This is a genomic window from Desulfitobacterium sp. THU1 (assembly GCF_038181555.1).
Taxonomy (GTDB): Bacteria; Bacillota; Desulfitobacteriia; order Desulfitobacteriales; family Desulfitobacteriaceae; genus Desulfitobacterium.
On the sequence record NZ_JBBWUA010000004.1, the window covers coordinates 245,253 to 258,794 of the forward strand.

Sequence of the window (13,542 nt, forward strand, 5' to 3'; positions counted from 1 at the left end):
GGGAAATAAACATAATGGAGATAGCGACGCGAACTATTGGGGAGCTGCATGAGCTTTTAGAAAGCAAGGCCGTCAGTGCCACAGAGCTTGCCCAAGGGTTTTTAACTAGAATCGAAGCAGTAGATCCGGAAATTAAGGCCTTTATCACGGTGACCAAGGAAACAGCTCTCGAACAGGCCAAGGCTGTGGATGAGAAGCAGGCACGGGGAGAGAAACTCGGAGCTCTTGAGGGAATTCCCATGGCTCTCAAAGACAATCTCTGTACTGAGGGCATTCGGACCACTTGCTCCTCAAAAATCCTAGACAATTTCATCCCACCCTATAATGCCACAGTGACCGATAAGCTCAAGGAAGCTGGTGCTGTTCTTTTAGGGAAACTCAATATGGACGAATTTGCCATGGGCTCTTCCACGGAAAACTCAGGATTTTTCCCTACCCGCAATCCCTGGGATCTCGAGCGGGTACCGGGAGGATCTTCAGGGGGCTCGGTGGCTGCCGTGGCTTCCGATCAAGCGGTGTTTACACTCGGCTCGGACACAGGGGGCTCGATTCGGCAGCCCGCAGCTTTTTGTGGCGTCGTCGGCTTAAAGCCCACCTATGGACTGGTCTCACGCTATGGACTCGTCGCCTATGCTTCATCCCTCGATCAAATCGGCCCAGTGACCAAAACGGTCGCGGATAATGCTTGGGTTCTCAATGCCATTGCCGGTCATGATGCCAAGGATTCCACTTCCGTGTCTTTGACTACGCCGGATTACACTCAATTTTTAAGTGAAGATATTCGAGGCTTACGCATTGGCGTTCCCCAGGAATACTTTGGTCAAGGTATGGATCCTCAGGTGGAAGCTGTGCTTCAGGAGGCCATCCGTACCTATGAAGGATTGGGAGCAATCGTTGAGCAATGCTCCTTACCCCATACGGAATATGCCATGCCTGCCTATTATTTGATTGCTACAGCAGAAGCCAGCTCTAACTTGGCTCGCTATGATGGAGTTCGTTACGGACATCGCACCGAGTCCCCGGAGGATATCCTGAGCATGTTTTGCAAAACAAGGGCCGAAGGTTTCGGCTCAGAGGTAAAGCGCCGGATCATGTTGGGAACCTATGCTTTAAGTGCTGGTTACTATGATGCTTATTACTTAAAAGCCCAGAAGGTACGGACCTTAATTGTGCGGGATTTTGACCAAGCTTTTGAAAAATATGACGTGCTGCTCTCCCCGACTACCCCCACGACCGCCTTTCGGATTGGAGAAAAATCTGCTGATCCTCTGACCATGTATCTGTCGGATGTCTGCACTGTCCCGATTAATTTGGCGGGAATTCCGGCCATGTCTATACCAGCGGGTTTTGTGGATGGACTGCCGGTGGGAATGCAGCTGATGGGCAAACATTTTGCAGAGGGCACTCTCTATAAGGCAGCCTATGCTTTTGAAAAAAATACCCCCTTCCATAAAGTAAAACCAAGCTTGAGTCAAGGGGGGGCAAGGTAATGAAGGTCTATGATCGTTATGAAATGGTCTGCGGAGTGGAGGTTCATGTGGAGCTCGCCACCAAGACTAAGATTTTCTGCAATTGCTCCACGGAGTTTGGTGGGGAGCAAAATACCCATGTTTGTCCTGTTTGCCTAGGTTTACCTGGGGTATTACCGGTCCTCAACAAGGAGGTCGTCAATCTGGCGATTAAGGCGGGGTTAGCCTTAAACTGCGAAATCGCTGACTTTTCCAAGTTTGACCGTAAGAACTACTTTTATCCTGATGCTCCCAAGAACTTCCAAACCTCCCAATACGACCTGCCTATCTGTAAGAAGGGCTGGCTGGAATATGAAGTAGAGGGAGAGAAGAAGCGGGTCGGAATTACTCGGGCTCATATGGAGGATGATGCTGGTAAGCTGGTGCACAGCGGCGCCACCATTTCCACTTCTCAGGAATCCTTTGTGGATTATAACCGGACCGGCGTACCACTCTTAGAGATTGTTTCTGAACCGGATATGCGTTCGATTCCTGAAGTGGTGGGCTTTTTAGAAGAGCTAGTAAGAACTATTCAATATACGGAAGTCTCGGATTGCCGAATGGAACAGGGCTCGGTTCGCTTTGATATCAATGTTTCCCTGCGTCCTCATGGTCAGCAGGAATTTGGCACGAGGACAGAATCAAAAAACCTCAACTCCTTTAGTTCAGTACGGCGTTGCTTAGAATATGAGATTGACCGACAAGCGCAACTTCTGGATAAAGGACAAACTGTTGTGCAAGAAACTCGCACCTGGGACGAAGGCCAAGGGGTCACCCTTTCCTTGCGTTCTAAAGAAGAGGCCCATGATTATCGCTATTTCCCTGAACCAGATTTGGTGCCCTTGGTCATCAGTCGCGAGTGGGTGGAAGAAATTCGTCAAAGCCTACCCGAAATGCCTGCACGGCGTCGGGAACGTTATACATCTTTAGGACTCACGGAGTATGATGCCGGCGTCCTCACTGCCTCCAAACAGCTGTCGGATTATTTTGATGAGGCTCTGCAGAATTATGGGGAGGCCAAAACCTTGGCCAACTGGGTCATGGGTGAATTTTCCCGGCTTCTGAATGCTAAGCAAGCCAGTGTGGAGGAATCCCCGGTGAAGCCCAAGCAATTGGCGGAGCTCTTGACCATCATCGACAAGGGAACCATCAGCGGTAAGATCGGCAAAACCGTCATTGAAGAAATGTTTGTCACGGGTCAATCCCCGGAGGTCATTGTCAAGGAAAAGGGTCTGTCCCAAATCAGTGATACCAGTGCCTTGCTCAAGATCGTCGATGAGGTGATTGCAGCTAATCCCCAATCTGTAGAAGACTTCAAGGCAGGTAAAGAGAAGGCCATGGGCTTCCTTGTGGGTCAGCTTATGAAGGCCACTAAGGGTCAGGCCAATCCTGGTGTTGTCAATAGCTTGCTGAAGGAGCAGCTTTCGAAGCAATAGCTCTTGAAGTATACAGTATTTATAACTTGGATTAGTTTAAAAATTTCTAATTTATGTTAGTATTAAGTTCGATAAATATATTGCTTAAAAGGCTAAGGAGCTGAAGTAGTCGTGGAAGAAAGAAAACTAACCATTGTGGACACGACATTGCGGGATGGGGAACAAACCGCAGGCGTAGTTTTTTCCAATCAGGAGAAAATAATGATTGCCCGTATGCTGGATGATCTCGGGGTGGACCAAATTGAAGCCGGGGTTCCGGTAATGGGCGGCGATGAACAAAAGGCCATCAAGGATATTGTTAAGATGGGCTTGAAAGCCAGCATTATGGGATGGAACCGAGCGGTTGTTGCCGATATTCAGAAATCCATCGAATGTGGTTGTGATGCGGTGGCAATTTCTATTTCCACTTCAGATATCCATATCGAACATAAGCTCATGACCACTCGCGAGGATGTCCTTGAGAGAATGGTTAAGGCCACTGAATTTGCCAAGAAGAATGGACTTTACATATCGGTGAATGCAGAAGATGCTTCCCGGTCAGATATGGATTTTCTTTTAGAATTTGCCCGCCAGGCTAAGAATGCCGGAGCAGATCGACTTCGTTATTGTGATACGGTGGGAATTCTCGAACCCTTTACAACCTTTGATCGTATTGCTCAAATCAAGAAGAGCGTGGATATCGATGTCGAGATGCACACTCATAACGACTTTGGGATGGCTACCGCCAATGCTTTGGCTGGAGTAAAAGCAGGGGCTTCTCATATCGGTGTAACTGTTAATGGCTTAGGGGAACGGGCAGGCAATGCCGCTCTGGAGGAAGTCGTCATGGCCCTCAAGCATTTAGTGGGAATCGATCTGAAATTTGCTACTGAGCGCTTCGTAGAGGTTTCTGAATTTGTGGCTAGAGCCTCTGGCCGGTCCGTTCCAGTGTGGAAAGCCATTGTGGGCACAAACATGTTTGCTCATGAATCAGGAATCCATGCTGATGGCGCCTTGAAAAACCCTCTTACCTATGAAGTGTTCAAGCCAGAGGAAGTCGGCTTAGAGCGGCAGATTGTGATTGGGAAACACTCAGGCACCGCAGCGATTAAAGCGAAATTCCGCAATGAGTATGGTAAAGAAATCTCTGACAAAGAGGCTGATCAACTATTGGCCCGGGTGCGGGAATTTGCCGTAGATATGAAGCGGTCCCTCTTTGATAAAGAGCTTATGTATCTCTATGAAGATTTACATCGAGATAAAGCAGAATCATAAATCAGCAGCATAAATAACAACAAATTACTCAAAGGAGGCTGACATGGAAAAAATCAAAATGAACGTACCCCTGGTGGAAATGGACGGAGACGAGATGACCCGAATCATCTGGGAGTACATCAAGGAGATTCTTCTTCAACCTTATATCGAGTTGAAAACGGAATATTACGATCTTGGTCTGCAAAAACGCGATGAGACCGATGACCAGATAACTGTCGATGCAGCCTTGGCTACAAAGAAATACGGGGTAGCCGTCAAATGTGCGACCATTACGCCGAATGCCCAGCGGGTTGAGGAATATAACCTGAAGGAAATGTGGAAAAGCCCTAATGGCACCATTAGAGCGATTCTCGATGGCACCGTATTTCGTGCCCCCGTCCTAGTGGAAGGGATCAAGCCTCTAGTTACTACTTGGAAAAAGCCCATCACCATTGCCCGTCACGCCTATGGAGATATCTATAGAAATGTCGAGTATCGCGTTGACTCTCCCGGCAAGGCAGAACTTGTTTATACCGATAAAATAGGCAAAGAATCCCGCCAGACGATATTCGACTTTCCCGGTAAGGGTGTCTTAATGGGGATGCATAACCTGGATAGCTCGATCGAGAGCTTTGCCCGGGCTTGCTTTAACTATGCCCTTGATGTTAAGCAGGATTTGTGGTTTTCCACCAAGGATACCATTTCCAAACAATACGACCATACCTTCAAAGACATTTTTCAAGACATCTATGATCAAGAGTATAAGGAAAAATTTGAAGCGGCCAACCTTGAATACTTTTATACATTAATCGACGATGCTGTGGCTCGCGTGATTCGTTCTGAAGGCGGTTATATTTGGGCTTGTAAGAACTATGATGGGGATGTCATGTCAGACATGGTTGCCACTGCTTTTGGTAGCTTAGCGATGATGACTTCAGTGTTGGTGTCACCCGAAGGTTATTACGAATATGAGGCTGCCCACGGCACAGTGACTCGTCACTATTACAAGCATCTGCAGGGGGAAGAGACCTCCACGAACCCCATCGCCACCATATTCGCCTGGACCGGTGCTTTACGCAAACGCGGTGAGTTGGATGGTCTAGAGGACTTAGTCGTGTTTGCTGATCAACTGGATAAAGCCTCTTTACAAACGATTGAAGAAGGGATTATGACCAAAGACCTGGCCCTGATCTCTGAGCTACCCAATAAGCAATCGGTAACAACGGAAGCATTTCTTCACGCAATTAAGAAGACCCTAGATGGTATTCGTTCAGTTTAACTATCTAGGTAGCGAGATAGAGTTTTGGTTTGGAATAATGCAGGGTTAGAACATGGTCGCTTGTGAATTCTGTTGGGATGAAGGGAGTATATATCATGGAAAAAATATATACCGGCAAGACAAAAGATGTCTATCGTCAAGAAGACGGAACCTATCTGTTGAAATTTAAAGATGATGTCACCGGCACCGATGGGGTCTTTGACCCGGGTGCTAATACGGTGGGGCTGTCCATTGAGGGAGCGGGCAAAGCCGGACTTCGTTTGACTCAGTTCTTTTTTGAAAAGATCAATGAATCAGGTATCCCAACCCACTATTTGGCTGCCAATATCGAGCAGAATACTATGACGGTAAAGCCGGCCAAGCCCTTTGGCCAAGGGGTAGAAGTCATTCTCAGGTACAAGGCTGTGGGTAGTTTTCACCGGAGATACGGCAAATATTGCAATTCAGGCGATCCTCTTGCGGGCTATGTAGAAGTTACTCTAAAAGATGATGATCGCAATGACCCCTTGATAACGGATGAAGCTCTGGAAATGCTGGGGATCATGACCAAAGAGGAATATAAGGTATTGGGTGAGCTAACCAGAAAAATCGGCGAAATCGTTAAGAGCGAGATGGCCAAAAAAGATCTAGAGCTCTATGATATCAAGTTCGAATTTGGCAGAGTGGGCGAGGACAATCACGTAGCCCTTATCGATGAAATCTCCGGAGGCAACATGCGGGCCTATCGCGGGGAGCAGTACATTGAACCACTAGATTTGGAAAAAATGATGTTAGAAGCATAAGCTTGTTTAGTAGATCAGGCCACGTAAGGGAATACCTACGTGGTCTTTATTCTTAAGACTTCTATGAAGCTTAACTATATCATGCCTAGGAAATACTATCCGACCCATGAGCGTAGCTTATCATACAGAAGAGAGCGATTTCACTGTGTATAAGGTAGCTAAGGCTTCTGCCTCGCCTCACTCGCCATAAGTCAAGCTTTCTTTAGCGCGGAGGGGCGTCTTGCTGACGATGTTTCCGCAGCATTAACGGAGCCACGGTTCCTTGGACATGGATGTCCTGATGCCGCGAGCACATGGACGTGCAGGAGCGGCCACATCAGGTATTACCCAGTGGTTTGGCGACGAAAGTGTTCGGTGGACATTTTCGTCGATGCGGAATCCACTGATGAATGCCTACCCGCCGAGGATTTTGCTACGGAAACAAGTGCGCTAGCCCTGGAGCGCCTGAGCGGCGCGGATGTATGATATAGGAAGCTCGGCTTGAGTGAAGAATGAACAGAAGCCCTAGCTGACTTATCCTCGGGGTGGATAAGCTACTCGACCCAAATATGAAAGCATATGATCTACGTATGTCTTATGAAAAAAGTTTGATGCACATATTTTGAGGAGATAATAGGGTTATGGTACAATGTTGACAGGATTCTACATAGAAAGGCGATTAGAGATATGCCAGATCGTTTCATAGTACAAAGCTTATTTGGAATTGAAGGACTTAATATTACTTGGTATGGTGCCATTATTTCTTTTGCCATCATCATTGGGGTATGGTTAGCTAGTCGGGAGGCAGAGCACCAAGGTCTTAATAGTGATATGATTTTTGACTTCCTATTGATTGTCTTACCTTTGGCCATTATCGGGGCGAGGGCTTATTTCGTAATTTTTGAGTGGGATCAATACGCTGCTAATCCGCTGAGCGCCTTTGCGACTTGGGAAGGTGGCTTAGCGATCTACGGTGGTGTCATTGGTGGTTTCATCGGCGCCGTAATTTTTGCTAAGCTCAACAAATTTCCTTTATTGCGCATCATCGATATAGTCGTTCCCAGTTTGGTTCTTGGACAAGCGATCGGACGCTGGGGGAACTTTATCAATCAAGAGGCCTTCGGTAATCTGGTGACGAATCCCAACCTGCAATTCTTCCCCTATGCGGTCTTGATCGATCGGTTAGGAGAATGGCATCAAGCGACTTTCTTTTACGAGAGTATGTGGAATTTAGGTGTTTTCTTTCTTCTCATCTATTTCCGCCACAGAACCAAATTCACCGGTCAGCTTCTCGCTACTTATTTCGTCGGTTATGGCTTGGGACGGTTTTGGATTGAGGGCCTGAGAGCGGACAGTCTATTTTTGATTCCCGGGCTGCGTGTATCTCAAGGGTTATCCTTGGTATTGATCATCGTCGGCATCTTCATGCTGGTATTTCATAAGAAGCTTTTTCGAGAATTTCTACCTTATGAAGGCAAGTATTTGAAGGATTTGAGTAAGTAGGTAGAGCTAAATAAGGTTTTAATGCAAAAATCGCTGAAATACGAGAAATTTTGTTGATAAACTGCAGCATTTTAATTATAATCATGTTTGTGTAAATTTTTAATGGAAAATGGAGGTTTTAACATGGGAAGAGCCTTGATTATTGGGGCCGGTGGTGTCGCCAGCGTTGTAGCACACAAATGTTGCCAGGTTCCGGAAGTGTTTGAGGAAATTTGTATTGCGAGCAGAACGCTTAAAAAATGCGAGGACATCCGCGATAAACTCGTCGGCGGTAAGACCAAAGTCAGGGTAGCTCAGGTTGATGCCGATATTACAGAGAATGTGATTAAGCTAATTGAAGATTTTAAACCGGAAATTGTGATCAATGTGGCGCTTCCTTATCAAGATTTGACGATCATGGATGCGTGTTTAGCGACAGGAGTCCATTATCTCGATACAGCCAATTACGAACCACCCGAAGTGCCGAAGTTTGAGTACAAATGGCAGTGGGCTTACAGAGAAAAATTTGCTCAGGCAGGGCTGACCGCCTTATTGGGAAGTGGCTTTGATCCTGGGGTGACCGGGGTATTTTGCGCCTATGCACAAAAGCACTATTTCGATGAAATCCACACCATTGACATTGTTGATGCTAATGGTGGGGACCATGGTTATCCTTTTGCGACGAATTTCAACCCAGAAATCAACATTCGGGAAATTACGGCGAAGGGCCGCTATTATAAGGACGGCGAATGGATCGAAACAGATCCCCTTTCTGTTAAAAAAGAGTATGACTTAGATGAAATCGGTCCCAAAAACATCTATCTGCTCTATCATGAAGAATTAGAATCTTTGGCCAAGAATATTAAGGGTATTAAGCAAATCCGCTTCTGGATGACCTTCTCTGATAATTATCTGAACCATTTAACCGTCTTGCAAAATGTCGGCATGACGTCCATTGAACCCATTGATTTTGAAGGTCAGCAAATTATACCCTTACACTTTTTGAAGGCTGTTCTGCCGGATCCGGCTTCCTTGGGACCGCGAACCAAAGGAAAGACCAATATCGGTTGTATTATCCAAGGCGTAAAAGACGGTAAACCCAGAACGTACTACGTTTACAATATCTGTGACCATCAAGAATGCTATGCTGAAGTGGGCTCCCAAGCGATTTCATATACCACAGGGGTCCCGGCCATGATCGGTGCCATGTTGATGATGCAAGGCATCTGGAAAAAGCCCGGCGTATATAATGTGGAAGAATTCGATCCCGATCCCTTCATGGCAGCCTTAAATCAGTATGGTTTGCCTTGGAAAGAGGATTTTGCACCCACATTACTGGATGAGGAATAAGATCAATGAATGTAACCGAACTAGCGACCCCAAGTTATGTTGTGGATGAGAACCTTCTCAAGCGAAATCTGGAGATTTTGAAATCTGTCCAAGATCGGACCGGGTGCAACATCTTGCTGGCTTTGAAGGGTTTTTCCATGCATGCTGTCTTTCCTTTAGTCGGCCAATACCTCAAAGGAATTACGGCCAGCTCCTTGTTCGAGGCTCGACTGGGCTTTGAAGAGATGGGCAAAGAAGTTCATATCTATGCCCCGGCTTACATCGATGAGGAAATCGATGAACTGCTGGAGTACTGTGATCATATGGTCTTTAACTCCTTTGCGCAGTGGCGCAAATTTAAGGAAAAAGTTAAGAGCCATCCCCACAAAATCGAGTGTGGGATTCGTGTCAATCCGGAATACTCCGAGATAGAGACGGATATTTATAACCCCTGTTTTCAGAACTCCCGGTTAGGAGTTACTCTAGCTAACTTCCGACCGGAAGAGCTGGAGGGGGTGGATGGGCTGCATTTCCATACCCTCTGTGAACAAAACTCGGATACCTTAGAACGTACCATCAAGGTGGTCGAAGAAAAATTCGGCGAGCACATCAAGAAGATGAAATGGCTTAACCTGGGTGGTGGTCATCATATTACTCGACCGGATTATGATTTGGAAACTCTCATTCGCTGTATCAACTATTTAAAGGATAAGTATCAGATCGATATCTATCTGGAACCGGGCGAGGCTGTGGCCTTAAATACGGGCTTCTTAGTCTCCAAAGTCCTCGACGTTGTGGACAATGGCATGCAGATTGCCATTTTGGATGCTTCAGCTGCCTGCCATATGCCCGATGTGCTGGAGATGCCTTACCGACCGGCGATTATCAATGCCGGTCAACCGGGAGAACATCCCTACACCTATCGACTGGGGGGCAATACTTGCCTTGCCGGAGATGTCATCGGTGATTACTCGTTCCCGGAGCCCCTTAAGCCGGGTGACAAGCTTATCTTTTGCGATATGGCACACTACACCATGGTTAAAAATAACATGTTCAATGGGGTAAACTTGCCTAACATCGTGCTCTACAACGAAGAAGAAGGTTTCAAAATGGTTCGTCGTTTTAACTATGAGGATTTCAAGAATCGTTTGTCTTAAGGAATCAATTGGCATAAGGCATAAGCCGGTGTAAGGTAAAGTATTAATACTACCTACACCGGCTTTTTAAGTTAAACATTCCCATGGATAAATATTCCTTAATAAACAGAAAAGAATACTAGTAATTATCCTTCACTGATTTTATAATGGTAAAGGATTGTTTTGTAGGCGTTTAATATCCTTTGTGATAATTAGGGTATTTGGCGAAGGAGAATTGATAGAATTGATTTCAGGGTCATTTAATTAAAGAAAGATTTTCAGCTAAAATTAAGTATTTATTAATGTTTTGTTTAGTAGATCTTTAATATTTTTTGTGATAATGGATATATCAATTTTACTTCCGGAGGATAACTATTTTGAAAAAGTATTATGTATATATCGTTCTGACCCGAACCAACACAATAATCTCCAAGCTAATCCATATGATTAAAGACGATGAATATACTCATGCATCCATTACCTTTGATCAAGAGTTGAATCAGATGTATAGCTTTGGTAGAAGGACCCCTTACAATCCTTTTATTGGCCACTTTCGAAGTGAAGAGCTCAACGAAGGGGTGTATGGATTTTGCAAGACCCTACCTGGTGCCGTTATTGAGATTGAGGTCACCTTGGAACAATATGAAAAGGCTAAGACACTGCTAGAGCACTTTATTACCCATAGCGACCAATATAAATACAATTACATGGGCTTAGTCAATGGTTTACTGGACAAGCCACTCTGTAACGAGAATAGATTCCTGTGCTCGGAATTCGTCTATCACCTCTTGAAGGAAAGTGGCATCGTGGACCTAAATATGCCAAGAAGTCTGGTGAGGCCGCAAAACCTGCTTGATATCGAAGGTAAGATAACCTATCGAGGTGATCTTAAGGCCATCAGCCCTAAAATTAACAATGAGGTTTATCCAAAGAACAGCAGAAGCAGGAGACTTGCCTCGCTAAGTGCGCTTCTTTTTGGGTAGATTCATATTAAGCTACTCAAAACTGAAGTGGAGTTCTAAGTTTTATAAGCAGGAGCAGTTTTTACTAGGAGCCGTTAGGCTCCTTTTCTTTTTGGGATTTATGGACACTTCTAGGCCTTTAGATTAAAATGAGTAATGAATATAATTGAAGATCTAAGCAATAGTTAAGGGAGAAAATTGATGGATAAACAATCCTCCAATAAATCAAGTAATAAATCAAGTAACACAGCAAGTAAGGAAATTCCTCCTCGACACCCGGCTTGGAATGTCTGGCAGGGGCTTTTCCTATTGCTTATCATATATGTTCTCGAGTTTTTCTTAGGTTGGCTCAGGATCCCCAAAGAATTGGATCAGATGGAAGGGTTCTTTCGCTATTTGACGGTAGGTATGGGAGAAGCCTTGATCTATTTGGTCATACTCCTAGGTTTCTTTAAGCTTATCAAGCGCCCCCTGCGTGAGTTAGGGTTAGTACGGCCACTTTTTCGCTATATTCTCCTCGGGTTGCTCATGGGGATTTTTCTTCTTGTAGCCGTGGGCTTATTGGGGAACTTCCTCGCCAGTCACTTGGGAACTCCGGCTCCTCAAAGCTTTACCCTGGTTCTGATGGGGGCGCAATATGACTGGCAAATAATTTTACTGATCTTACTGGGCGGTATCATTGCGCCGATCAAAGAAGAGGTTTTCTTTCGAGGATTATTTTATCCGCCTTTTCGACAAGAATATGGAAGGGGCAAAGGTATCCTGTTTACCGCAGGGTTGTTTGCTCTCTTGCATTTTGATGTGGTCCGTTTCTTACCCTTGCTTGTAGGCGGAATCGTCTTAACTTGGCTTTACGAAAAGTCGGGTAGTCTCTGGCCGTCAATTATCGCCCATGGAACATGGAATACCCTCATGGCCTTAATGGTATGGATTCAAAGGTAATGGCCATAGGTGTAAGAAGGAGGAAGCTCTGTGAATCGAAAAGAAAGGCCTAAGCGGTTTAATATAGAGCGAATTATTGAGGTGGAGTGCCTACGCCTATCTTCCGAAGGGGCGGGTGTGGGCTATCACGATGGAAAGGCCACCTTTGTAGCCGGACTATTACCGGGCGAAATAGGGGAAGTTCAAATCTTTGAAGAGAAAAAAAGCTGGCAACGGGGCAGACTCATATCGGTTCAGGACGCGACAGTATCAAGTCAGCGGGTGAATCCTCCTTGCACAGTCTATGGTGTTTGCGGTGGCTGTCAACTTCAGCATCTTAGCTATCCAGAGACTCTGGTCTGGAAGAAACGCTGGGTCGCCGACAATCTGACGAGGATCGGCAAGATTGCTATGGATAATGTCCTTATGTACTCGACTATTGGGATGGAGGACCCTTGGCGTTATCGGAACAAAGGTCGGTTCCATCGGGGTGAAGATCACCGACTAGGCTATCATCAGGAAAAGAGCAATACCATCGTTCGCTTTAAAGATTGCTTATTGATCAGTGAGCCAATGAATCAGTGGCTAAAAGAAGTAGAAGACATTCTGCTCAAGGAAGCACCAGAAATCAAAACCCTAACCCTACGTGAGAATACACAGGGAGAGGGTATGCTTGTGTTGGAGCCGGTCAATGATGGGGAGAACATTCGCGAGCTATTAGGGAAAATGAATTCGTTATTGATTGGAAGCAATGAAAAAGATAAGCGGTTAGGTATTAGCTCGGTATGGGGTATTAACGATGCAGGCAAGCCTGAATTGCTCATAGGGAAAGGGGACTTTAGGCAAGAAATTTTGGGGTTGGAGTACAAAGTTTCGCCTTTAGCTTTCCTACAAGTCAATCCTATTCAGACTCAAAAACTCTATTCCACTGTGTTGCAATGGGCTGAACGATCACCAGCAAAGGTGGTTTGGGACCTCTATTCCGGCATCGGCACAATAACGTTGGCGTTAGCTGCCAAAGCCCAGAAGGTCTGGGGAATCGAAGAAAATCCTTATGCTGTTGAGGATGCCAGAGTGAATGCGCTGCATAATCGAATCGAGAATGTGGAATTTATGGCAGGGAAGGTTGAAGATACTTTTCAGAAGATAGATGAGCATCCCGACCTTGTGGTCCTTGATCCGCCCCGTGCCGGTGCCCACCGTAGAGTGCTGGAGGGGCTAATCAAGCTACAGCCTAAGCGGATCATTTATGTGTCGTGCGATCCGGGTACCTTGGCGCGGGATTTAGGTATTCTGCAAAGTGGGGGGTATCAGGTGAGGGAAGTGCAGCCGGTGGATATGTTCCCTTGGACGGGGCACGTTGAAGCGATAATTCTGATGACGAATAGTGGTTTTAAGGGCAAATAAGGCTGGTTAACCACTATATGTAGTGGTTTTGGGGCAAAAAATGGGCAAAAATTGAGGCAAAAAACTGCGGTTTTTGACCCCGAAAAAA

The 13,542-nt window shown here is 45.8% G+C and carries 12 protein-coding genes; all 12 read left to right on the top strand.

The window, feature by feature from the left end:
• Positions 1 to 14: 14 nt before the first annotated feature.
• The 12 genes from gatA (at position 15) to rlmD (ending at position 13,454) form a co-directional block, all read left to right on the top strand.
• Positions 15 to 1,490, top strand: coding sequence for an Asp-tRNA(Asn)/Glu-tRNA(Gln) amidotransferase subunit GatA (gene gatA / locus AAC978_RS06290; protein WP_341547186.1), 1,476 nt, complete (start codon positions 15 to 17; stop codon positions 1,488 to 1,490).
• Positions 1,490 to 2,944 (top strand): Asp-tRNA(Asn)/Glu-tRNA(Gln) amidotransferase subunit GatB, encoded by a 1,455-nt coding sequence (gene gatB, locus AAC978_RS06295; RefSeq protein WP_341547187.1) that lies wholly within the window; start codon positions 1,490 to 1,492, stop codon positions 2,942 to 2,944. Before gatA ends, gatB begins: the two co-directional genes overlap by 1 nt.
• A gap of 111 nt (positions 2,945 to 3,055) precedes the next feature.
• Positions 3,056 to 4,198: a homocitrate synthase gene (gene nifV, locus AAC978_RS06300; protein ID WP_341547188.1), complete on the top strand. Its 1,143-nt coding sequence runs from the start codon at positions 3,056 to 3,058 to the stop codon at positions 4,196 to 4,198.
• Between the two features lie 43 nt (positions 4,199 to 4,241).
• Positions 4,242 to 5,456: an NADP-dependent isocitrate dehydrogenase gene (locus AAC978_RS06305; RefSeq protein ID WP_341547189.1), complete on the top strand. Its 1,215-nt coding sequence runs from the start codon at positions 4,242 to 4,244 to the stop codon at positions 5,454 to 5,456.
• A gap of 95 nt (positions 5,457 to 5,551) precedes the next feature.
• Positions 5,552 to 6,238, top strand: coding sequence for a phosphoribosylaminoimidazolesuccinocarboxamide synthase (locus tag AAC978_RS06310; RefSeq protein ID WP_341547190.1), 687 nt, complete (start codon positions 5,552 to 5,554; stop codon positions 6,236 to 6,238).
• Between the two features lie 330 nt (positions 6,239 to 6,568).
• Positions 6,569 to 6,703, top strand: a complete 135-nt coding sequence (locus tag AAC978_RS06315; protein WP_341547191.1) for a hypothetical protein — start codon at positions 6,569 to 6,571, stop codon at positions 6,701 to 6,703.
• A 201-nt stretch (positions 6,704 to 6,904) separates the two neighbouring features.
• Entirely contained in the window at positions 6,905 to 7,720 is an 816-nt protein-coding gene (lgt, locus tag AAC978_RS06320) for a prolipoprotein diacylglyceryl transferase (RefSeq protein WP_341547192.1), read from the top strand.
• Between the two features lie 123 nt (positions 7,721 to 7,843).
• Positions 7,844 to 9,049, top strand: a complete 1,206-nt coding sequence (locus AAC978_RS06325; RefSeq protein ID WP_341547193.1) for a saccharopine dehydrogenase family protein — start codon at positions 7,844 to 7,846, stop codon at positions 9,047 to 9,049.
• 5 nt (positions 9,050 to 9,054) lie between these two features.
• The gene (gene nspC, locus AAC978_RS06330) at positions 9,055 to 10,185 is read left to right on the top strand and encodes a carboxynorspermidine decarboxylase (RefSeq protein WP_341547194.1); all 1,131 of its coding nucleotides are present in this window, start codon (positions 9,055 to 9,057) and stop codon (positions 10,183 to 10,185) included.
• Between the two features lie 356 nt (positions 10,186 to 10,541).
• A complete protein-coding gene (locus AAC978_RS06335; protein ID WP_341547195.1) occupies positions 10,542 to 11,147 on the top strand; it encodes a hypothetical protein in 606 nt (201 codons plus the stop codon).
• Between the two features lie 180 nt (positions 11,148 to 11,327).
• Positions 11,328 to 12,068, top strand: coding sequence for a CPBP family intramembrane glutamic endopeptidase (locus AAC978_RS06340; RefSeq protein WP_341547196.1), 741 nt, complete (start codon positions 11,328 to 11,330; stop codon positions 12,066 to 12,068).
• Positions 12,069 to 12,098: 30 nt separating this feature from the next.
• Positions 12,099 to 13,454, top strand: coding sequence for a 23S rRNA (uracil(1939)-C(5))-methyltransferase RlmD (gene rlmD / locus AAC978_RS06345; protein WP_341547197.1), 1,356 nt, complete (start codon positions 12,099 to 12,101; stop codon positions 13,452 to 13,454).
• Positions 13,455 to 13,542 lie beyond the last annotated feature (88 nt).